Source organism: Burkholderia sp. WP42 (genome assembly GCF_000745665.1).
GTDB lineage: Bacteria > Pseudomonadota > Gammaproteobacteria > Burkholderiales > Burkholderiaceae > Burkholderia > Burkholderia vietnamiensis.
Genome location: NZ_JQJT01000031.1, coordinates 1 through 21,129, shown reverse-complemented (window position 1 = coordinate 21,129; position 21,129 = coordinate 1). Strand labels below are relative to the sequence as shown.

Here is a 21,129-nt window from a genome sequence, read left to right as displayed (position 1 = left end):
CACGCATCTGCATCGCGACGCGTCGCCGGCCGAAGCCCGGCACGCGTCGCCTGACAAGCTGCGAGGCCGCTCTCAATTCGTCGCGAGGCTGCTCTTCAGCAGAAATTCGAGCAGATCGTCCGACGTCGGTTCGCCCCAGGTGTCGAGCGCCAGCCATCGGAAGAAGCTCGTTTGTGCGAGCTTGCTTGCCTTCTTCTTCGGCGACAGCGTGAGATCCTTCGAGCCTGCCACCGTCTCGTTGTAACGCTCGATCAGCTTGGTCTGATCGTCGATCTCCAGTTCGCGGAAATACGCGCCCGCTTCGTCGACCTTCGCGGCCAGGTATTTGTCGCGGATCTGCTCCTGCTTGCTCTGCGCGGACTCCTTGGCCGGCGCGGCGGCTTCCGTGCCTTGTCCATCGGACAACGTATAGCCGTGCGTAAGCGCCTTGCGGAAATACGCGCCGACGTTGTCGACCGGTGCCGCGTTCTTTTTCGTTGTCCGATTGAGCGTGTACGCAATCGCCGCCTTGATGCGCTGCACTCCATATTGCGTGATCAGACGACGCGCCTCGGAACGCGGGATGCCGAACTTGGCCACTTCGTCGACGAGCGCTTCGTTCTTGACGTCACCTTCTTCGACCGTATCCGCGCTCTGCTTGCGCGTCACCTTGAACTGAACGGCCTCCACGCTGCGGCCCGACTTGTGTTCGATCAGCTCGAGCGTATGGTCGGAAACTTCGTTCACCTCCTGAATGCAGGGCACGAGGACCTTGCTCTTGAAGAGCTTGTATTCCTTGTACGACTGCGATGCCTTGTCCTGGCCTAGGATCAGATCGCGGAACTTGGGCAACGGAATCTTCGCCGTGATGCCGATGCCCTCGTAGCGCACGGTGTTCTCCCACAGCGCGAGCGAGTGCGAGCGCCGAAACTCGCGCGCAATCCGCATATCGATGAGCGCGTAAATTTCAGGATTGAGCAGTTCGCTACGGATCTGGTCCGAGAAGCTGTACTTGAGCACCGACTGCTCGAGCTCGGCGCCGGCGAGCAGGCCCGACGCCTTCCACACGGTCGACCGATCTGCGGCAAGGTAGTCCCAGTTGACGACGGTACTGATCAACGAGTTGACCGTGTCCTTCACGTACTTGGTGTTGTTGCTGTTCAGCCCGCTCTCGTGCGAAAGCGCCGCAATCGAGATCGAAAAGCTCGTGCGCCCCGGTTCGAACGCTTCCTGACGCAGCGCATTCTTGATCAGCGAACTGAACATCTTGCGCTGCTGCAGACCGATCTTTCCGGACTTCGGCGCGATGTGAATAGCCTGAACCGCCTTGCGCAGCAGATCGGGCGGCTCGGGCGTCTGGAACAGAGAGACCTGCTTGTCGGAGCCTTTGATTGCGGGCTTGCGCGGCATCGTGATGTCCGGAGAAGGTGACCTTATTGATGGCGGACTTTATACCTTTTCGCGTAATCCAGCAACTGTCGATCCTCTAGCAATACTTTCAGTAACTCTTGCAACGCATTGTTTTATAAAGATAATCAATCTGTTTTTCCACGCTAAATCTGCCCCATATCCATATACCTTTTCGCCACAATGCGTCCCAAAACCAGCTACCTATGCGCCAGATCAATCGAATCCGGCACGGGTCTTGCCCAGCTCAAAGGTAACCGTTCATGGGAAACACGCATGCAGAAAGCTACCCGCGGACCCAAATCGTGGTGCCTTGCAGCACTGGTCCGTTACCTCCCATAAAACGCTACCTTTGCCGAACCCCATGGAAGGCTACCTATCAAGACCGGCCACCGTCGTGCTTTTCGAAGGCAGCGTAAATTCTGTGCGAAGATCGACCCATAAACGGCTACCTTCGAATGCCCCCATAGGAGGTTACCCATGGTGGCTATCGAGCCGGTGGGCGGGCACAGCCTTGTTTAAGATTCCAGGGAAATCGTCGGTGACACCAGTAGTACGCCCCATAACCGGCTACCTTAACGTCGCCCTATAAATGGCTACCTTAGAGAAAACGACCTTGCTCTCCCGTCGCAGCGGTCCGAGCAACTAGCTCCCATAGCCGGCAACCAAAGAGTGTCCCCATAGACTGCTACCTGAGGTACTTCTGCGTAGAAATCCCATAACAGGCTACGCGTGCCCCATATCCACAACCCTAACTTCCCACAGCACGGTACCCGATTCCCCAAATCCACAGACCTGACACCCCATACACTTCCGCCTGTGCTCCCATAAATGGGTACCGAACACCCCTCAAACCCTTGTGCAATAAGGCTGTGAGCCGGCTAAAGGTAGTTAAAGAAGTAAACGTCGTTTACCAAAGATGTAAACACACGCGTGCCTGTGAGAAAAACCAACCCCCATAAACCGCTACCAATAGGCGCTCTCGGGCAAGGAACCGCACGAAATGTTCTCGCGTTGCCCTCGACAATGACCGTTTGCCGCCTCGTTCTACTGCGAGGCCACGCCTGACACGGGTTTCCAAAGGGGTGAGTACACACTCACAGCGATGGAAACGTAGCAACTTATGGGATGGAATAGCGGCTTCACGGCCAAAGGTTCCCCCCTATGGGATCGTATAAGGGCTGACGATGCCGAGCGCTTTGCCGAGTATTGGGCGTGCCGAGCAGCTGAGCCTTCCTGCGGCGCGCATCACTTTTGACGCGGCGGTGGAGGAAAATCGCCCGAATCGAGACTTGCGTAGTGTGTTGTGCGTCAGACGTGCCCCTTTCCTGAAAAAGTCGCCCGGAGTCATAGCCGCGCTGTCCCGCGTTTTCGGCGCCCCTACCTGCCCACTATGGAAGCGCCTCCTGTGATGCTTGCCTCACGCAGCCTCACAACTTTCTACCTTTCGATTAGCCGGCACAGTGAGGTTCGGCGCACCGCATGGCGGCGATCAACGGCACCATCGAGACCGCCCGCGCGTTGCTGCAGAGCTCGACCTGGGCTCGTCGACCGTGCACCTTTTTCGATACCACTGCTGAACGGCGGTGGTATCGTGGAAGGCGGCATCTGTGGGATCCCCCAGACCATAGTGGCGTGAACAACGCGCCAGGTTGCGCTGACCCAGCACTGAGTCGCGGCTATTAAAAGCGCGACCACAGCCAGGACATGCGGGCGAGATGCCGATCGAACCTTCAAACTGTGCCGTCGACCTCGACGCCATAGCGGCCCCAACACCTGATGCATCCCGACGAAGCGCGCAGACAGGTCACCGGATACCCTGGCGTTGGGTGACCAATCGTCCACCGCGTATGGGAGTGTCAGACGCAGCGCCGCGTACCTATCCCGGACACACCGTGGTCGTTTATGGGGCAAATGAATGGATATAAAACGGAACGACACCGAATAACGGCGCGGCGGAGAGTCCGCCCGCACAGCCATCGACGTCGATGACAAACCCACACTTGACCGGCCCCCACATCGCGCTACGCGCGTGACGCTATTCCCGAGGTGGCGGTGAGCGAAGCACCAAAACGGAGCATCGGAACTTGAAGCGCATCGTATGGCGGAAACGCATCGGGCCGGCCACACGCTCGTCGCGACGTCGAAGCCTAAGATCGCCGACACACGCTGACGGCAACCACGATTGTGGCGTCTCCTCGACATCCCGACGAATGTCGCGACGATAGCGCCACCTTTTCCGCAACCCGGTTATGATGTTCGGGCCCTGTTCGAAATATGAAGACGACCAGGGGCAGGGGCGGTATCTCGATGTACTTCACTCCGTGACCAATCACAAAAGAGAGTTCAGTGATGCGAATCCAGATCAAAAAGCTCGCACTGGCTGCTTCGGCGGCTGCTTTCCTCCTCGGCTCGACCGCGCCAGTATTCGCGCAGACCGATGCCAGCGCACCGGCCGCATCCACCGCGTCGGATGCCAAGGCCGCGAAGCACGAGGCGCGCAAGGCTGCCCGCGCAAAACGCAAGGCCGAACGCAAGGCGGCACGCGCGAAAAACACAGCTGAGCTAAAGAAGCTCGAAGCCGCTGGTTACAAGCCGGCAGCCAACGATCCGAACTATCCGCAGAACCTGCAGAACGCGCAGAAGAAAGCAGCCGAGGCGGCTGGCGCAAGCCAATAAGCGTTATCTGGCGACAAGCCCTGCTCGAACCGGGGTTTGTCGCTCGCGCATGCACAAATGAATGCGCGTCATCCAGTCATCATATGAGTTCGACCACCGCTGAATTGATTCGTTATCCTTGGTGATGGGGGTGCAATGATCGTCAGGGTACGTTTCGGCCAACACCGCCATTCGCCTATTCCCAGACGGTTTACTTAGTCAGTGCCTCTGACATGATCAGCTGCGCGTTTCCACGCGCACCACGTTTCCCACCGATTTCAACCAACCCGTGAATGCGCGCACGGATTCATCCTTCGCACGCGCGGTCGGCACGTAAGTGAAGTAGCGCCACGCCGGCAGCGCCGGCTCGCTGAATGGCTGCACCAAACGCCCTTCGGCGATGTCGTCGGCGACGAGCGCGATCGGCCCCATCGCGACGCCGAGGCCGTCGAGCGCACCTTGCAGCGTCAGATAGAAGTGCTCGAGCGTGAGCGAGTGCCGCGGAACCAGATCTGCATGGCCCGCCGCCGCGAGCCACTCGGGCCACATGCCGGGATAGGTTGCCGCATGCAGCAGCGTGAAGCCAGCAAGGTCCGCCGGTGTGCGCAGTTGCCGGCTGTCGAGCAGTTTCGGCGCGCACACCGGCAGCCGGACTTCGGACAGGAATTCCTCGGCGACGTAACCGTCGATCGTCTGCGGGCCGCCTCGGACGATCAGATCGACCTTGTCCCGCAACTTCTCGATCGGCTCGTTCGATGTCGACAGGCGCACCTCGATGGTTGGATGAGCAACCTGGAACGACGACAGCTTCGGCACGAGCCAACGCAGCGAGAACGTCGCCGGCGCGTTGACGCGTAGTACGCGCTGCTGCCCCGCGCCGAATTGCTGCGCAGTCGCGAGCGCGATCCTGTCCAACGCGGCGCCCACTTCAGCGAGATACGCGCGCCCCGCATCCGTGAGCTCGACGCGCCGATTGTGCCGGACGAATAGAGGCCGGCCGAGCCATGCCTCCAGTTGCTGCACATGGCGACTGATTGCGCCGTGCGTGACGCACAGTTCGTCGGCGGCCGACGTGAAACTGCCGAGCCGTGCCGCGGCTTCGAATGCGCGCAATGAATTCAACGGTGGGAGTCGCCGGGCCATTTATCCATATCTGTGAAATTTCCTCACGCGAATTATCAGTTTTAATCGTTTGATCGCGCAAGCGGGACTACGCCACTATTGCGTTCAAGCGGCCGATGGCCGGCGTATATGTCTGGATTTATCACATGGAGGATCGGCCATGCCGAACGTGGTGGTGGTGGGCGCGCAATGGGGCGACGAAGGCAAGGGCCGCGTCGTGGACTGGCTCGCGGCGCAGGCGGATCTCGTCGCACGCTATAACGGCGGCCACAACGCGGGGCACACGCTGGTCGTCGGCGGGAAAACGTACAAGCTTGCACTGCTGCCGAGCGGCATCGTACGCGGCAAGCGCGGCGTGATCGGCAACGGCGTGGCGCTCGATCCGGAGGCGCTGCTGGCCGAGATCGCGCGGATGGCCGAACTCGGCGTGTCGGTGACGCCCGACAATCTGTCGATCGCGGAGAACGCGACACTCGTCCTGCCGATTCACCGCGCAATCGACGAGGCGCAGGAGCGCCTGCGACGCGAACCGATCGGCACGACGCTGCGGGGAATCGGGCCGGCCTACGAGGACAAGGTAGGCCGCCGCGCGCTGCGCGTCGCCGATCTCGCGGAACCGGACCGGCTCGCCGACAAACTCGACGTACTGGTCGACCACCACAACGCGTGGTTTCGCGGTCTCGGGCTCGCGCCAAGCTCGCGCGACGCGATGCTGGCGACGCTGGTCGAGCTCGCGCCGAAGATCCTGCCGTTCGTGCGACCCGTATGGGCCGAGCTGAACGACGCTCACGCGCGCGGCGAGCGCATCCTGTTCGAAGGCTCGCAGGCCGTGATGCTCGACATCGACTGGGGAACCTATCCGTTCGTGACTTCGTCCGGCACGATCGCGTCGGCGGCTGCGGCCGGCACCGGCCTCGGTGCATCGAAGCTCGGCCACGTGCTCGGCGTGACGAAGGCCTATGCGACACGGGTCGGGGGCGGCCCGTTCCTCACCGAGCTCGGCGACGCGACCGGCGAGCGATTGCGTGCCCGCGGGCGGGAATTCGGCGTCAACACCGGCCGGCCGCGTCGTTGCGGATGGCTCGATGCAGCCCAGCTGCGTCAGGCCGTTTGCGTGTCCGGTATCGATTCGCTCGCGCTTACGAAGCTCGATGTGCTCGACGGCTTCGAGTCGATCGCGCTGTGCGTCGGCTACGAACTCGACGGCGCCCGCATCGCTCACCTGCCCACGAGCCTCGATGCGCAGTTGCGAGTCCGGCCGATCTACGAGGAATTCGCCGGCTGGGACGGCACGGTGAAAGGCGTACGTGAGCGTACGGCATTACCGCATGCCGCGCAGGCTTTCATCGAGCGGGTCGAGGAGGTCGCGGGCGCGCCGGTGTCGATGATCACGACCGGCGCCGAGCGCGACGACACGATCGTGCTGAGCAATCCGTTCGACTTCGAACGCGCCTGAGTGCGACGCTGCATGGCGTGCGTGAAGTGATGGCCGCGCCGCGCGCCCACCTGCTGCGGAGCCGGCTCACGGTTGGTCGTCGACGTCGGTGGCCGCGCGCGAACCGCGTTCCCCGCGCGTGCCTGCTGCAAGCTGGACACGTCTGCACTGCTGCGGTACTGTTCCGCACGATTCGCGCCAGCCCGTGCCGTGCCGGAGAGGGCGCTGCTGCGACGCGATTTCAATCCCGGAGACAGGCCGATGGACACGTTACAGATGATGCGCATTTTCGTCCGGGTGGCGGAGGAGGGCAGCTTTACGAGCGCGGCCCAGCGGCTGGACATCACGACTGCATACGCGTCGCGCTCGGTCGCACAACTCGAAACTCATCTGCGCACGCGCCTGCTCAACCGCAGCACGCGCCGCATCGCGTTGACCGATGCGGGGCAGCGTTACCTCGATCGCTGCCAGCGCATTCTCGGCTATATCGACGAAGCGGAGGCCGAGGCGGCAGACGCCCAGGTGAAACCCTCCGGCCGCCTGCATGTGCACGCGACGACGAGTTTCGGTCAGGCGTACCTGGTGCCGGCGGTGGTGCGCTACCGGCAGCGCTATCCGTCGGTGGCGGTGGAACTCACGCTGTCGCAGCATGTGCCCGATATCATCGACGAAGGCTACGACGTATCGCTGCAATTGAGCACGACGGAACTGCCCGATTCGGGCCTGATCTCGCAGCGGCTCGGCGATGTGCACAGCGTGCTGTGCGCGGCGCCGGCGTATCTGAAGGAGCACGGTACGCCGCGCACGGTACGCGATCTCGAATCGCATGCCTGCCTGCAGATCGTCACGCCGATATTTCCGCGCGATCGCTGGCATCTCGACGGCCCCGACGGCCGCGAAACATTCGAGCTGCCGACGTCCGATTTCCAGGTCAATATCGCCGAGGCACTGGGCGCCGCGCTGCGTGCGGGCCTCGGGATCGGCTCGTTGCCGATGTCGACCGCAGTGCCCGCACTGGCGAGCGGTGCGCTGGTGCGCGTGCTGCCCGAGTATCGGCTGCAGAAGCTGACCGTCTACACGCTCTATGCATCGCGCCAGTATCTCGATGCGAAGATCCGGACGTTCGTCGAGTTCCTGCGGGAGTGCGTTCCCGAAATGCTGGCGGCCGACGAAGCGGCGCTGCGCGGGACTTGCGTGTCCTGAGCGATATCTGGCGCTGACGTGGCGTTGTTTGGTGCGCCACAGTTGCAACGGTCAGGAAATGGTGTCGTTCGCGATATGTTCTGCGAAGTTGATGCCCGCGATTAGAGCCGCCATCGTATAAGACGCTCTGCCAGCTTCGACGCGTAGCGTCGAGCGTCAACGATTTCGGCCAGCGTGCCGATGAGGCGGTAGTGGGTAATGCGGGACGGCGGGTCTGCGGTCCCGCATGCACCCCTGTAAACGGATGACGCCACGGAGTCGATCCGTGGCGTTTCGTTTTCAAGCGCAGCAGCGGCAACGCCGGTCAGCGGATCACTTGCTCCAGAGCGTGCGTCCGAAGAACGTCAGCGTTCGATCCCATGCGATCTGCGACCATACCGGATCGAATTGCGTACCGCCGATGCGGCCCGGACCGACCGCCGTCTCGTTTGCAAACGCATGGTGCGCGAGATAGCGGTGGAATTCGATGCCGACGTTCGCGTCCGTCAGCTTCTTCTCCAGCGCGTCGACCTGATCGATCTTGAAGAAGTCGTCCTGCGTCCCCCAATGGCCCATCAACGGCACCTTGATCTTCGAAGCATCGAGGTAGTCGAGCGGCGGGAAGCCATACCACGTGACGCCGGCATCAGCATCGGCAAACTGCAGCGACAGCAACGTCAGCGCACCGCCCATGCAGAAACCGGTGACCGCCACACGCGACGCGCGCGTCTTCAGGTATTGCACCGCACCCGGAATGTCCTGCGAAGCTGCTTCGCCGAAGTCGAGCCCCGTCATCAAGTGGTGCGCTTCTTCCTCCTCGACGGTCGACTTGCCGCGGTACAGATCGGGCACCAGCGCGACGTAGCCGCAGCGGGCGAGGCGATCGGCTACACCGCGGATCTGGTCATTCAGGCCCCACCACTCCTGAATGACGACGACCGCGGGCGCGCCTTCGGTCTTTTCCGGTGTGGCCAAGTAGCCTTGCAGTTCCTGGCCGTCCGGACGGCGAAACGTGATCATGGAACCGGATGTTTGAGACATGAAACCGCTCCTTTGCGAGAAATGCGATGAATGCGGCATCGGGCGGCCAGCGAGTGCAGTGTGTCCGGAGACTCGCGGTTCGGTTGCATTCGCTTCGGCCGGCGCCGACCACGCGGCCATTCTATGCGCAAAAGGAGGCACGCTGCGTGACGCGACGACTGCCGGTCCGTGCGTCGCGTTGCATGCAAATAGGAGCCGCGGGAATGCAATACCCGCCCCGATGAACGGCGGCGGGGTGGCGCGCAGGCTCGACGCGTCGCGCTTATTGACCGAAGTAGATCGACTCGCGAGCGTCCTGCTTGATCGCAACGACCCGGCCGGCACGTATACCGGCACCGGCCTGAGCGCCGTAACCCGTTGTGTCGTTGTTCGTCATACGGGCTTGGGCAGCTTGCAGCGCGTTCGGGTAGTGGGCGTCTGAAAGTTCGGGCTTGTATCCGGCCTGTTCGAGTTGGATCAGTTCAGCGCGGACTTGCTCGCGCGTCAACTGGCCGGACGAATTTGACTGTGCGAGCGCGGCAGCGGATGCGGACAGCGCGGTAGCAGCGGCAATTGCGTAGATAAAGGACTTCATGGTGACCTCCGGTTCTCGTAGATTTCGCGCTTCGCTGATTGCGTCAAGCGGTGGATTGCATCGTAGCGAGCGAGATACTGGTCGGAAATACGCGTTCCGGCGAATAATTGTTGCAACTGAGTAAACGGTCGGCGGGAGATGCCGTTTGGTGGGGGCGGGGCCGTTGTACTAAATTGATGGCGATGCGGCATCGGACGGACGCCGGAGATCTCTTATTCGAATAGGAACGCTAACTATAGAGCGAAACTAGGTAGTCGTTACCTTGCGGCTCATGTCCACCGTTGCACCTTCATGGATCTGCCAGAACGTTCAGATGCACCATCGCGCCCAGCAGATCATTCACGTGAAGGCTCGATCAAGTCCGCTTCAGGCGCGTAGTCGCGGCGAACCCGTATATATCAATGCTGCGCGAGCATGCGACCACGCTGTCTTCGAGCGGAGGCATCTTCTGGACGCTTATGGGGAATTCGCCATCTGTCCTGTGCGAATCTGTGTTGCCAAAGTGAAGATCGCCAGCCCTTCAACTTGGTTGCGTGAACGAATCCGGCGACATGGTCGCAGTAAAGACCAAACCGACGGCCGGATTTCGACAGCGAATGACCGGCGAACCTTCGCTGCGCCCCAACCTGCGGACGTGCCAGCCCGGCGTGCACCGACGGTACACCATCGGAAAATTTGTCACGTGACAACCGTATGACGTTTCGCTCGACTTTATATACTGAACGAACCAACCGCCACTTCCCGGCCGGTCCCGACCATAAATACAGCGACAGCGCCAGTAGTCAACGAACGGCACAACCCTTCCTCCCGGCAACATCCGCCCCAGCCTTCGGCAAAACGCCTATAATGTTTGGGCAAATTGCCGGAGCACACCCATGAGCACGATCGCGTTCCATCCATCGGGCATTGCCCACCCGCGCCAGGCCGAATTTACGATCCTGGAGCAGTTGCTCGCGATTCGCGTTCGCTCCGGAGCCGATCTCGCCGATCTGGCGAACGCACGTGTCGATGTCGCGGTGATTGATCGATTCTCGGAGCGTGGTTTGAAATCCGACGAACTCGCGTTCATCATCCCGCGTCGCACATTGAGTCATCGTCGCCAGGCGCACGAGCGCCTGTCACCCGAGGAATCGGACAAGGCGATCCGGCTCGCGCGGATCGTCGCGCAGGCGATGGCCACGTTCGGCGATGCGGACAAGGCGATGGCATGGCTGCGCAACGGGCTTCAGCGCTTCGGCGGCCGCACGTCGCTCGACATGTCGAGCACCGAGCACGGTGCGCGGCTCGTCGAAGAACTCCTTACGCAGATCGACGAAGGATACTTCGCTTGACGACGCTCTGGCGGATCAGCAACTACGCTGACCTCAAAGGCGTCGGCGGATTGCGGGCCGGCGGGCGCTGGCACTTCGCCGGACAGCCCGTCGTCTACCTCGCCGAGCATCCGGCGCTTGCGCTGCTCGAGACCCTCGTTCACTTCGAAATCGCCACCGTCGCGCAGTTGCCCAGCGGATACCAGCTTCTCCGCATCGAGGCGTCTGAATCGGTCGACGTTGCCGAGATTTCCGAAGGGGACGCGCCTGCCGACTGGCGTGAGAACGTCGACTGGACGCGCAGCGCCGGCACCGAGTGGTTGCAGACGCAACCAAGCGCGTTGCTGCGCGTGCCGAGCGTCGTCGTCCCGCATGCGCACAACTTTCTGCTGAATCCGCTGCATTCGGCCGCATCCGACGTGCGGATCGCGGAAGTCATGCAGTCGCCGTACGACAGGCGCATTCTGCATCTGTTCCAGACCACTCGACGCGACTAGCGTCCGCTGCGCACTGTCGAGCGTGTCGCGCCGATCACCGCTCGTGCGCGGCGCGATCCGCCGCTGCGTCGGGCGCGAGAGTCCGGCCGATTCGCGTGACCGTTCTTGCGCTGCTCAGGCCGAGCAGCGCGCTGACATCGGCATGCGATCGGCCGTCGAGCAACTGGCGACGCGCATACGTATTGCGCAGTACGCGCGGCCCGAGATCGGTTGCGTGAAAGCCGATCGCTTTCAGCGCGTCGCGCACGACCATCAGCAGGAACATGTCGTTCATCGCAGCGCCGCGTCGCGGAGCAGGAAAGAGCAACGTGGAGGCCGGCGCATCGACGGACATCGCGCACCACGCGCCGAGCGGCGCAACCGCAAACGGCGCGACCGGGATCGTACGCGCGGGCCTCGCATGCGCGCGCGGTACGCTCATCGACGGCGGCCGTGCGTCGAGATCGAGCGCATTGCGCGTCGCCGCACGAATCTCGGCCGACGTGATACCGGTCCCGAGCAGCACTGCAACGATCGCGCGGTTCCGGCACGCGGTGGGCGTATCTCCGGGACGCGGCTGCACGTAGCGCTGCAGCGCCGTGTCGGCTTCGGCCGGCAGATAGCACGGTTCGGGTTCGCTGTCCGGCCATCCTGCGTTGTGCGTCGTCCGGCCAGCCGGATGGATCGTGCGTACATCGGTTTCGACGAGATGTCGGCACAGTCTGTCGATCAGCTTCGCGTAGCGCACGCGCGTCGACGTGCCGGGCGCGCAGCTGCGCTCCAGTTCGCTCAAAAACGCCGCCACGTGATCGGCGCCGAACGTGGCGAGCGACACGCGATGCGCGACGAGATGGCGCAAGAACCGCTCGAACATCGCTGTGTGCTGCACGATCGATCGCGGCGCAAACGGACGACGGTCGGCTCCCCTGGCAGCCGTTTGCTGCCACGCGAGAAACGCACCGACGGGGTCGTGAGTCCAGCGATTCGTGTCCATGCCTGATTTATAGCCGTAATGCGGTGCCGCCCGCAATGTTGCCGTCGGCACGTGCAATGCGTTCACGCGTATCGATCGACGTCGAGCCGATTCACGGCAGTTGCTTGCCGCGCCACTTCATACCCGTGGCGCTGCACATATGTTTCGGATCACTACGTGAACGGAGAGGTTCGCTATCAGCCAACGGCATCACGTCGTAATCGCCCATGCCCGCGATTGCGGGCCGCCCGATCAGCGGCCCGCCGACATGATTGTCAAACACTGTTAGTCAATCGTCAGCATTTGCAACCGAAGTAACAGTCGCCGCAATTCGGCGGTTTTCGGCGTTGGCATCGCTACATTAGCTCCACCTGCCGCACGTCGCGGCGAGGCATGCGACAAGCCGCGACAGGCGGCCCGCAGCAACAACGTCTTTAGGGAGAATGACCATGAACAAGATTCGTACGATCCTGCTTGGCGCCGCGCTGACGGCAATCGCATCGGCTGCCTTCGCACAATCGGCTCAGACGGGCGCCGCGGGCTCCGCCGGCGTTGGCGCACAAGTTCAGACGCCGTTGCTCGGCGGCGGCGTGGGCGTGCAGGCGGGTGCCGGCGCGAACGCGGCGGGCTCGGGTGCGGGCGCGGGCAATCTCGTCGGCGGGGCGCTGCACGGCGTCGGCAACACGGTCAGCGGCGTGGGCCCGGCCGCGGGCAACGCGGTCGATGGCGCGACGCACGCAGTCGGTTCGGCTGCCGGCTCGGCCAAGGACGCGGCGACATCGGCTGCGCATGCGACCAAGTCGCACGTGAAGCGCGTCGCAAGTTCCGCGAAGAGCCACGCGCAAGGTGCGGTCTCGACGGCCGGCGACGTCGCCGGCGAAGCGAAGGCAAAGGCCGGCGAAGCGCTCGAAGGTGCGGCGAACCCGGTACAGGGCGGCGCATCGGTCGGATTGAAGGGCTCGGCGTCGGCGCAAGGCGGTGCGCTGTAAGCAGAACGCTTTGAGCGAACACGCGGCCCGCTTCGATTCGGGCCGCGATTGAGCAGAGCCGCGAACTCGATGGAAGCAGCCCGGTCACCTATGTGACCGGGCTGCGTCATTTTATGGAGATAGGCGCTGCCGTCAGCGCTCGCACGCGAATCTAGTCGTTCGAGTCGTTTCGCAAACGATCCGGCTGACCTTAGGCCGATTGATTCGCCGCGGGCGGTCCGCGTCGGGATGCCGATCGCCAGCGCGCCATGCTTAAATAGCGAGGCAAGCTCGCCGCTGCGGGCAAAGCGGGTACAACGATCACCATCGTGACGCATGACTCCGGGCCTCCACACCGATTTCACCTTGCTGCACCGCGACGCACGTCGAACCCCGCGCACGGCGCAAATGTGTGGGCAGCTTCGCCAGTCGACAGCGAAACATCGCACGACGCCATGATGCATCGCGTCTACCATGCTTCGACCAGCACGTTTGTCGAGCCGGAGCCACCACGCGCTTGCCGGCGTTCCGGGCCCGGCACATGCCGCGCACCCGCTTTCGGGTACCATCCCGCCCGCAGGGCGACGCGGTCGCAGCGGTTGTGACGCGCATCGCCCCATCGACGGTGCGAGCTTCGTTCAGCGCGCAATCGCCGCGGCATCGCCCATCGTCATGAACCAGAGGATTCTTCGTGAAGTTCATCCACGCGGCAGACATTCACCTCGACAGCCCGTTGCACGGCCTGAGCGCCTATCCCGACGCGCCGGCTGCGCAATTGCGCAACGCCTCGCGCGAAGCGTTGCGGCAACTCGTCGATCGAGCGATCGAAGAGGAAGTCGCCTTCCTCGTGATCGCGGGCGACCTCTACGACGGCGACTGGAAGGATCACAACACCGGCATCTTCTTCGGTCAGCAGATGGGGCGCTTGCGCAAGGAAGGCATTCGCGCATTCGTGCTCGGCGGCAATCACGATGCCGAAAGCGAGATGACGAAGAAACTGGCGTTGCCCGACAACGTGACGGTGTTCGGCCACCGCAAGCCGGAAACCTTCCGGCTGCCGGAATTCGAGGTGGCGCTGCACGGGCAGAGCTTCAAGGACAAGGCTGTCGTCGACAATCTCGCGATCGGCTATCCGGACCCGGTGCCCGGCCATTACAACATCGGCGTGCTGCACACGGCGCTCGAAGGCTATGCTGCGCACGCGAACTATGCGCCGTGCACGCTCGCCGAGCTGCATGCGAAGGGCTACGACTACTGGGCGCTCGGTCATGTGCATGAATTTCAGCAATGGTCGGAGCCCTCGACCATCGTGTTTCCCGGCAACCTGCAGGGCCGCCACATCCGCGAGACGGGCCGCCGCGGCGCGGTGCTCGTGACGGTCGAACAGGGCCGCACGCAGGTCGAGCGTCTGTATCTCGACGTGCTGCGCTGGGAAGCCGTATCGGTCGACGCGTCCGAGTGCCTCACCGTCGCCGATCTGTCGAAGAGAATCGGCCAGTCGCTGGACGCGCTGCTGAGCGTCGACGCACACGTGCCGCGTGCGGTGCGCGTCACGGTCACCGGCCGTACACCGGCGCACGGCCTGTTTTTCGGCCGGGCGCCGCAGTTGCGCGCCGAGGTGCTGAACCAGATCGGCATCGTCGGCAACGATCGACTGTGGCTGGAGAAGGTCCGGCTCGCGACGTCCGCGCCGGAGCAGCAGAAGGGCGACCGGGAGCAGTTCGAAGCGCTCGAGGATCTGAAGCAGATCCTCGCCGACGCCGCGCACGATCCGGATTTCCTGGCGCTGCTCGAACGCGACCTCAAGCCATTCGTCGGCAAGGTGCGCAGCGACGTGAAGGAAGAGGTGCCGCTGCTGACGATGGCGCGCGCCGGCGAACTCACGGCGCTCGTCGAGCAGGTCGGTCCCGCGTTGCTCGCGCGGCTCGCGACGGGGGAATAAGCGATGCGCATCAGCCAACTCGATCTGATCCGGTACGGCAAGTTCACCGACGAAACATTGCGCTTTCCGGCAGCTGCGCAGGATTTCCACGTGATCGTCGGGCCGAACGAAGCCGGCAAGTCGACGATCCGGACCGCCGTGTCGGAATTGCTGTTCGGAATGAAATTGCAGACGCCGCTCGACTTCCTGCACGCGACGCCCGACCTGCGGATCGGCGGCGTGCTGGAGGGCAACGCAGGCCCGCTCGCGTTTCATCGCGCACGCGGGCGCAGCTCGTTGCGCACGCCTGCCGACGACAAACTGCCGGACGATTACCTCGCGTCGATTCTCGATGGCGCGACGCGCGAATTCTTCGAGCAGATGTTCGGGCTCGACCATGGGCGCCTCGTCGACGGCGGCCGGAGCATTCTCGATGCGTCCGACAAGCTCGGCCAAGTGCTGTTCGAATCCGCGGCCGGCGTCGGCACGCTCGGGCCCGTGCGCGAGGAACTCGACGCGCGAGCGGCCGAGCTGTGGGCGCCCCGACGCAGCGGCAGTGCGTTCGCACTGGCCGAGACTTCATACAACGATGCGGTCGGCGAACTGAAGGCGGTTCAGGTGCGCACGCGCGACTGGGTCGAGCGCAAGGAGGCGCGCGACGCGATCGAGCACGAGATCGACCAGGCGCGTGCCGAGCAGCGTCGTCTCGAAACGCTGCGCTCGAAGCTCGAACGCGTGCGGCGGCTGGCGCCGTACCTGAAGGAATTGACCTTCAAGGAAGCGGCGCTCGCGGAACTGGGCGCCGTCGTCGAGTTGCCGCCCAGCGCGTACGCGGACTTGCTGAAGGCGCAAGGCGATCTGGCTGCCGAGCAGAAGGTGCTCGAAGAGCGTCGCGCGGACCTGCTCGCGAAACGGCAAGCGCGCGACGCGATCGTTCCCGATGCCGACGCGCTCGCGCTCGCCGGCGACATCGAAGCGCTCGACCGCTTGCGCGGCGCCTGCATGAACCACGCGCAGGATTTGCTGCTGCTCGGCGCCGACGTCGAGCGGCATCTGTCCGCGGCAGCGGCCGCCGCCGCGCAGCTCGGCTGGCCCACCGACGAGCCGTCGCTGCGCGCGGCGTTGCCGACCGCGCTGTCGCTGAAGACGGTCGCGAACCTGTTGCGCGACCACGGCGCGCTGCATCAGGCGCTGACCGGCGCACGCGAGTCGCTCGACGAGCGCACGCGCGAACACGCGCACGCGCAGGAACAACTGGCGCGCGTGTCCACCGTCGATGTGCCGCAGACACTTCGCACCGCGCTTGCCGATGCGCAGGGCTTGCGCGGTAGCGCTCAGCGGGAACAGGCGCTCGAACGCGACATCGCGGCCGCCGAACGCACGCTCGCCGACGCGCTCGATGCGCTCGGCCACTGGCGCAAGCCGGTCGACGCGCTGCGGGTGCTCGATGTGCCGTCGGCCGCGCGGCTCGGCGTGCTGCTGAACGAAGCCAGCGAGCGCGCGAGTGCGGCGGCAGCCGCGCGCGATGCACGCGACGGCGCGCGCGAAGAACTCGAACGGCTCGAACTGCAGGAGCGGCATTTCGCGGAGACGCACAAGGTCGTCACGACCGCGGAGGTGCTGGCCGCACGCGCACGCCGCGACGTCGCATGGGGCGACGTCCGCGACGGCGCGGTCGACCTGGCCATCGGTGCGCCGGCCATCGACGATGCGATCCGCCTGGCCGACGAACTCGTCGACGCCCAGCTCGGCGCCACGCAAGCGGCGGCCGCGCTGCAATCGCTGCGTCAGCAGGTCGAGTCGGCGCGGGCGGTGCTCACGCGCCGGCAAGCGGCAATGGACGAGCGCGAACGTGAGCTCGCCGCGCATCGCAGCGCGTGGGCGGAACTCGCGACGGCGGCCGGCGTACCCGGCATGCCGCTCGCGGCGATGAGCGACTGGCTCGCGAAGCGCGATTCGGTTTTGGCCGCGCAGCTGGAGCTCGACCGTCAGCGCCGCGAGCTCGCGACGATCCGCGATGCGCGCACCGCGACCGAACACGCGTTGCGTTCGGCGCTGCGCGCCGTATCCCGCGGCAACGACGCCGACGGGTTGGCGGCGCTCGTCGCGATCGCAGAGACATACGTGCAGACGGCCGAAAAGACGCTCGCGCAGAAGGAGAGCCTCGAGGACCGCGTGCGCGAAGCCGACCGCGGCCGCGCGACCGCGCGCTCGCGGGCCGGCCAGGCCGAGACCGCGTATGACGCCTGGCACGCGCAATGGCTCGAGGCGCTTGCCGACGCACAGCTTTCCGCGAGCGCGGGCACGCTGGCCGCCGCGGAAGGTGCGCTCGGGCTCGCGACGACGGTGACGGGCGAACTCGCTGCGGCCGACGCGCCGCGCAACCGGATGGCCGCGATCCGCGCTGAACTCGCTGCGCTCGAGGCCGGTGCGCGCCGGCTCGCGGGCGCGCTCGCGCCGTCATGGCTGGCGAGCGACGACTGGCTGGACGTCGCGCGCCGGTTGACCGTGCGGCTGGCGGCGGCACGGGAAACGGCACGCGCCGTCGATCGCGCCGACGAGGCGGTGACGCAGGCCGACGACAAGGTGGCCGATGCGGCCGCCGCGGTGGCCGGTGCGCAGGCACGCGTTCAGCCGCTGCTGCAGCTGGCGGCAGTCGCGACGATCGATGCGGCGTTGCCGCTGGCCGAGCGCTCGGATCGGCATCGCGCGCTTCGACAGGCCGTGGACGCCGCGAAGCAAGCGCTGGTGCGCGACGGCGATGGGTTGTCCCAGTCGGCGATCGAGGCGGAAGTCGAGGAGCAGGACATCGCCGACGTGCCCGCGCAGCTCGAAGAAGTGAAGCAGGCGCTCGGCGACATCGGCGCGCGCCTGAACGCGCTCGCCCAGCAACAGGTCGTCGCGCAGCAGGCGTTCGGCGCGATCGACGGACAGGCCAACGCGGCGCTGGCCGAGGCGAAGCGGCAGGAAGCGTTGGCGGCGATGGGCGAGGCGGCCGAGCAGTATCTCGAAGCCGCTACGGCGAGCCGTCTGCTGAAGTGGGCGATCGATCGCTATCGCGACCAGAAGCAGGGGCCGATGCTGCGCCGCGCCGGCGAGATTTTCGCGGGGCTCACGCTCGGCGAATTCGCGCGGCTCACCGTCGACACCGAACGGTCGCCGCCCGCGCTGTATGCGCGGCGCACGAAGGGCACGTCGGTGGACGTCGCGGGCCTGAGCGAAGGCACGCGCGACCAGCTGTTCCTCGCGCTGCGGATCGCAGCGCTCGAATTGCAGCTTGCCAGCCGGCCCGGCTTGCCGTTCGTTGCCGACGACCTGTTCATCAACTTCGACGATACGCGTGCGAAGGCCGGGCTCGAGGCGCTGCGCGATCTGTCGACGCGCACGCAGGTGCTGTTCCTCACGCACCACGATCACTTGCTGCCGCTCGTGCGCGACGTGTTCGGCGTGCAGGTGAACGTGGTGGCGTTGCAGCGCGAGGCGGCCGGTGCGTGATGGCGAGCGGCGCGCTACCCGATAGGTGGGAATGGTCGTTTCGGACAGGTAGTATGTGCGGTTGCGAAATGCCGACGGCCGGCCCGCTCGTCGCGGGCCGGCCACACGAGGGAGCGACATGAACAAGCTGGTAGCCGCCATCGCGTTCGCGGCCGACAAACACCGAAATCAGCGACGCAAGGACGAAGACGCGTCGCCGTACATCAATCACCCGATCGCGCTCGCCGACGTGCTGGCCAACGAAGCGGGCATCGACGACGAGCGCGTGCTCGTCGCAGCGGTGCTGCACGACACGATCGAGGATACGGAGACCACCGAGCAGGAATTGCTGCGACTGTTCGGCAAGGACGTCGCGGACATCGTGATGGAAGTCAGCGACGACAAGTCGTTGCCGAAAGACGAGCGCAAGCGCCTGCAGGTCGAGCATGCGGGCAGCATCAGCCGGCGCGCGAAGCTCGTGAAGCTCGCCGACAAGATCTGCAATGTGCGCGACATCGCGCGGCATCCGCCGGCCGACTGGCCGATCGAGCGCAAGCGCGCGTATTTCGACTGGGCGAAGTCGGTCGTCGACCGGATGCGCGGCGTGCATCCCGGCCTGGAAGCGATCTTCGATGCCGCGTACGCCGCGCGGCCCGCCGAGTGATATGCGGCCATGCTGGCGGCCCGATTTCTATCCGTCGCGCGATCGCTGCCCGCGGTGGCGGGCGTCGACGTGGGCGGCGACAAGAAACAATGCGATCTAGTGATACTGCGCGGCGCGGCGATCGTCTACCACGCGGCGCGGATCGCACCCGAGGCGCTGCCCGCGCTGTGCATCGAGCATGACGTGGTGGCCGTCGGCGTCGACGCGCCGAGCATCTGGTGGACGGGAAGCGGTCGTCGGGCCGCCGAGCAGGCGCTCGCGCGCGAACGGATTTCATGCTTTCCGACGCCGTCGCGCGAGCAGGCCGTAGCGAGCGCGTCGGGCTTCTTCGACTGGATGTTCATCGGAGAGCGCGTTTACCGCGCGCTGGCGGATACCTATCCGTTGCTCACCGACGCGCGGTATGCGGGCGAGCGCATGAGCTTCGAGACTTACCCGTATGCAATTACGTGCGCGTTGCTCGGCAAGGCGATCGCCTCGGCGAAGCAGAAGCGCAACCAGCGCCGGCAATTATTGATGCAGCTCGGGGTCGACGTGACCGCACTTCGATCGGTCGACGCACGCGATGCGACGCTTTGCGCGTTGACCGCGCAATACGTGATCGATGGAAACGCGCATGCGTATGGGGATGCGGCGGGCGGCTATATCCGCGTGCCGGTGGTCGACCGGACGATCGTTCTCGATACGCTGTAGCGACGCGGCGGTGTGCGGTTGAGGCTCTGATCGCACGGCGCCAAGGTGAGCCTTTTCGGGAGCCGCGCCGAGCGATCGCCGTTGATGGCGGAAATGGTGGCGGGCGGCCGCAAGCGCGACGTGTGCAGGCGAGTCGTCTGCCTTCCGGCCGCGGCGCTCATTCTTCGAGAATCGATTTCGGTATGTTGGACAGATCGCAGGCGTCTGCCTGCTCGAAATACGTTTGCGCATCGTCGATCATCACGACCGCTACGTCGATCAGTTCGTCGAGTCGCTGCAGCAGCGATTCGCGCCACTCGACGTCCTCATCGCGCTCCGGCGTCTTGTCGAGCTGTTCGATGATCGAGTCGGCCGTCTGCAGGAACGGGATCGCCTGCTGATAGTTTTCGATCGAGACCATCGCAGCGTTGCGCGCGCCGACGAGCCGTTCGCGATGCTCGTCCGCGAGCTCCGACTCGCCGCTGATTCGCGGCAGGACGTCCGAAATGCGTTGCAGGAGCGGCGGCACTTGTTCTTCGAGCATGACGGCGCGCTCGCGCAGGGCTGCATATTCGTCGCGAAGATCGGCGTCGCCGGATTGAGTGGTGCTGTCCATCGTCGGTATGAGTGCGTTGTTCGATCGCGGCATGATACGCGACGGCGAGCACGTCGTTGTTTGTGCTCCGGCCTGATGGCTGGCGTGAGTCAAATGCCGCGCGTGGTCGAATCGCGGCGTGACCGCTGTTCGATATAGCGGCGCTGACTTCCTCTTATCCGGCGGGTACCTCGTTCGTGCGGCGATATATATAGAGCGTGATGAGCACGACACCGGAAGCCGCTGTACGCGATAGCCCAGGTGGCTTTTTCAAAATATTTTCACAAAGGGGTTGCATTGCGAGAGGCGGATGCATAGAATCACGCCTCTTTCGCGCTACCGGAAACGCGGCGCGGGAGAAGAAGGGAAGCGGTGCGGTTGGGGCGGTTGTAACGACCCGAACGCACACGAAGCTGAACCCCTCACCGTCACAACGAAGCAGTTCAAAAAGTTGTTGACGAGTGAAGAAAGACGGTTCATAATCTCGCTTCTCTGCTGCTGAAAACGCAGCGCTGCTGAGAAACACGAAGTTCCTCGCAGAAATGCTCTTTAAAAATTAACAGCCGATAAGTGTGGGCGCTTGATGGAAGCGGGCTGATCTTCGGATCAGAAAGCGAAAGTATCAAGAGTCTCACACTAAAGTAAGTCAGGTTTATGAAGAGATTCATATACCTGTCA

18 protein-coding genes are annotated in these 21,129 nt (G+C 64.2%); 10 read left to right on the top strand and 8 right to left on the bottom strand.

Annotated elements, in window-relative coordinates; genetic code table 11:
• Positions 1-72: 72 nt before the first annotated feature.
• Complete coding sequence (locus EX20_RS19120) at positions 73-1,389, bottom strand: replication initiation protein (RefSeq protein WP_011879642.1); 1,317 nt, start codon at positions 1,387-1,389, stop codon at positions 73-75.
• A 2,349-nt stretch (positions 1,390-3,738) separates the two neighbouring features.
• On the opposite strand from EX20_RS19120, the gene EX20_RS19115 reads away from it, so the two are divergent.
• A complete protein-coding gene (locus tag EX20_RS19115) occupies positions 3,739-4,065 on the top strand; it encodes a hypothetical protein (RefSeq protein WP_011879644.1) in 327 nt (108 codons plus the stop codon).
• 216 nt (positions 4,066-4,281) lie between these two features.
• Here EX20_RS19115 and gcvA read toward each other — a convergent pair whose 3' ends face one another.
• Entirely contained in the window at positions 4,282-5,187 is a 906-nt protein-coding gene (gene gcvA, locus EX20_RS19110) for a transcriptional regulator GcvA (RefSeq protein ID WP_034194402.1), read from the bottom strand.
• Between the two features lie 139 nt (positions 5,188-5,326).
• Between gcvA and EX20_RS19105 the strand changes: the two genes are divergently transcribed.
• The gene (locus tag EX20_RS19105; protein WP_034194401.1) at positions 5,327-6,622 is read left to right on the top strand and encodes an adenylosuccinate synthase; all 1,296 of its coding nucleotides are present in this window, start codon (positions 5,327-5,329) and stop codon (positions 6,620-6,622) included.
• A 240-nt stretch (positions 6,623-6,862) separates the two neighbouring features.
• On the top strand, positions 6,863-7,804 hold the full coding sequence (locus tag EX20_RS19100) for a LysR family transcriptional regulator (protein ID WP_014725508.1): 942 nt from the start codon (positions 6,863-6,865) through the stop codon (positions 7,802-7,804).
• A gap of 312 nt (positions 7,805-8,116) precedes the next feature.
• On the opposite strand, the gene EX20_RS19095 is transcribed toward EX20_RS19100, so the two are convergent.
• Positions 8,117-8,824 (bottom strand): dienelactone hydrolase family protein, encoded by a 708-nt coding sequence (locus EX20_RS19095; RefSeq protein WP_034194400.1) that lies wholly within the window; start codon positions 8,822-8,824, stop codon positions 8,117-8,119.
• A gap of 262 nt (positions 8,825-9,086) precedes the next feature.
• Entirely contained in the window at positions 9,087-9,398 is a 312-nt protein-coding gene (locus EX20_RS19090; RefSeq protein ID WP_034194399.1) for a DUF4148 domain-containing protein, read from the bottom strand.
• 875 nt (positions 9,399-10,273) lie between these two features.
• On the opposite strand from EX20_RS19090, the gene parS reads away from it, so the two are divergent.
• Together parS and EX20_RS19080 are read left to right on the top strand one after the other, a co-directional pair.
• Positions 10,274-10,729, top strand: a complete 456-nt coding sequence (gene parS, locus EX20_RS19085) for a type II RES/Xre toxin-antitoxin system antitoxin (RefSeq protein ID WP_034194398.1) — start codon at positions 10,274-10,276, stop codon at positions 10,727-10,729.
• Entirely contained in the window at positions 10,726-11,205 is a 480-nt protein-coding gene (locus EX20_RS19080; RefSeq protein ID WP_034194397.1) for an RES family NAD+ phosphorylase, read from the top strand. Before parS ends, EX20_RS19080 begins: the two co-directional genes overlap by 4 nt.
• A 34-nt stretch (positions 11,206-11,239) precedes the next feature.
• Here the strand turns inward: EX20_RS19080 and EX20_RS19075 are convergent, their stop codons facing one another.
• Positions 11,240-12,178, bottom strand: coding sequence for a tyrosine-type recombinase/integrase (locus EX20_RS19075; RefSeq protein WP_034194396.1), 939 nt, complete (start codon positions 12,176-12,178; stop codon positions 11,240-11,242).
• Positions 12,179-12,269: 91 nt separating this feature from the next.
• Positions 12,270-12,440: a hypothetical protein gene (locus EX20_RS32020; protein ID WP_155625283.1), complete on the bottom strand. Its 171-nt coding sequence runs from the start codon at positions 12,438-12,440 to the stop codon at positions 12,270-12,272.
• 166 nt (positions 12,441-12,606) lie between these two features.
• Between EX20_RS32020 and EX20_RS19070 the strand changes: the two genes are divergently transcribed.
• The 5 genes from EX20_RS19070 to EX20_RS19050 all read left to right on the top strand — a co-directional run bounded on the left by EX20_RS19070 (position 12,607) and on the right by EX20_RS19050 (position 19,877).
• Positions 12,607-13,146: a hypothetical protein gene (locus tag EX20_RS19070; RefSeq protein WP_034194395.1), complete on the top strand. Its 540-nt coding sequence runs from the start codon at positions 12,607-12,609 to the stop codon at positions 13,144-13,146.
• A gap of 670 nt (positions 13,147-13,816) precedes the next feature.
• A complete protein-coding gene (locus tag EX20_RS19065; RefSeq protein ID WP_034194394.1) occupies positions 13,817-15,067 on the top strand; it encodes a metallophosphoesterase family protein in 1,251 nt (416 codons plus the stop codon).
• A 3-nt stretch (positions 15,068-15,070) separates the two neighbouring features.
• Positions 15,071-18,541 carry an ATP-binding protein gene (locus EX20_RS19060; protein ID WP_034194393.1) on the top strand — a complete coding sequence of 1,157 codons (3,471 nt, stop codon included), beginning with the start codon at positions 15,071-15,073 and terminating at the stop codon, positions 18,539-18,541.
• A gap of 118 nt (positions 18,542-18,659) precedes the next feature.
• Positions 18,660-19,184, top strand: a complete 525-nt coding sequence (locus EX20_RS19055) for an HD domain-containing protein (RefSeq protein WP_034194392.1) — start codon at positions 18,660-18,662, stop codon at positions 19,182-19,184.
• 9 nt (positions 19,185-19,193) lie between these two features.
• A complete protein-coding gene (locus tag EX20_RS19050; protein WP_034194391.1) occupies positions 19,194-19,877 on the top strand; it encodes a DUF429 domain-containing protein in 684 nt (227 codons plus the stop codon).
• 157 nt (positions 19,878-20,034) lie between these two features.
• Here the strand turns inward: EX20_RS19050 and EX20_RS19045 are convergent, their stop codons facing one another.
• Together EX20_RS19045 and EX20_RS32925 are read right to left on the bottom strand one after the other, a co-directional pair.
• The gene (locus tag EX20_RS19045) at positions 20,035-20,505 is read right to left on the bottom strand and encodes an ATPase (protein WP_034194390.1); all 471 of its coding nucleotides are present in this window, start codon (positions 20,503-20,505) and stop codon (positions 20,035-20,037) included.
• A 422-nt stretch (positions 20,506-20,927) separates the two neighbouring features.
• A partial coding sequence (locus EX20_RS32925) for a hypothetical protein (RefSeq protein WP_231572264.1) occupies positions 20,928-21,129 on the bottom strand: 202 nt, incomplete at its 5' end.

Bases quoted from the DNA above. Each gene is read 5' to 3' on its own strand.
- parS (WP_034194398.1), top strand. From the start codon at position 10,274: ATGAGCACGATCGCGTTCCATCCATCGGGCATTGCCCACCCGCGCCAG.
- gcvA (WP_034194402.1), bottom strand. From the start codon at position 5,187: ATGGCCCGGCGACTCCCACCGTTGAATTCATTGCGCGCATTCGAAGCC.
- EX20_RS19075 (WP_034194396.1), bottom strand. From the start codon at position 12,178: ATGGACACGAATCGCTGGACTCACGACCCCGTCGGTGCGTTTCTCGCG.
- EX20_RS19100 (WP_014725508.1), top strand. From the start codon at position 6,863: ATGGACACGTTACAGATGATGCGCATTTTCGTCCGGGTGGCGGAGGAG.
- EX20_RS19060 (WP_034194393.1), top strand. From the start codon at position 15,071: ATGCGCATCAGCCAACTCGATCTGATCCGGTACGGCAAGTTCACCGAC.
- EX20_RS19050 (WP_034194391.1), top strand. From the start codon at position 19,194: ATGCTGGCGGCCCGATTTCTATCCGTCGCGCGATCGCTGCCCGCGGTG.
- EX20_RS19115 (WP_011879644.1), top strand. From the start codon at position 3,739: ATGCGAATCCAGATCAAAAAGCTCGCACTGGCTGCTTCGGCGGCTGCT.
- EX20_RS19120 (WP_011879642.1), bottom strand. From the start codon at position 1,389: ATGCCGCGCAAGCCCGCAATCAAAGGCTCCGACAAGCAGGTCTCTCTG.
- EX20_RS19070 (WP_034194395.1), top strand. From the start codon at position 12,607: ATGAACAAGATTCGTACGATCCTGCTTGGCGCCGCGCTGACGGCAATC.
- EX20_RS19090 (WP_034194399.1), bottom strand. From the start codon at position 9,398: ATGAAGTCCTTTATCTACGCAATTGCCGCTGCTACCGCGCTGTCCGCA.
- EX20_RS19055 (WP_034194392.1), top strand. From the start codon at position 18,660: ATGAACAAGCTGGTAGCCGCCATCGCGTTCGCGGCCGACAAACACCGA.
- EX20_RS19105 (WP_034194401.1), top strand. From the start codon at position 5,327: ATGCCGAACGTGGTGGTGGTGGGCGCGCAATGGGGCGACGAAGGCAAG.
- EX20_RS19045 (WP_034194390.1), bottom strand. From the start codon at position 20,505: ATGCCGCGATCGAACAACGCACTCATACCGACGATGGACAGCACCACT.
- EX20_RS19095 (WP_034194400.1), bottom strand. From the start codon at position 8,824: ATGTCTCAAACATCCGGTTCCATGATCACGTTTCGCCGTCCGGACGGC.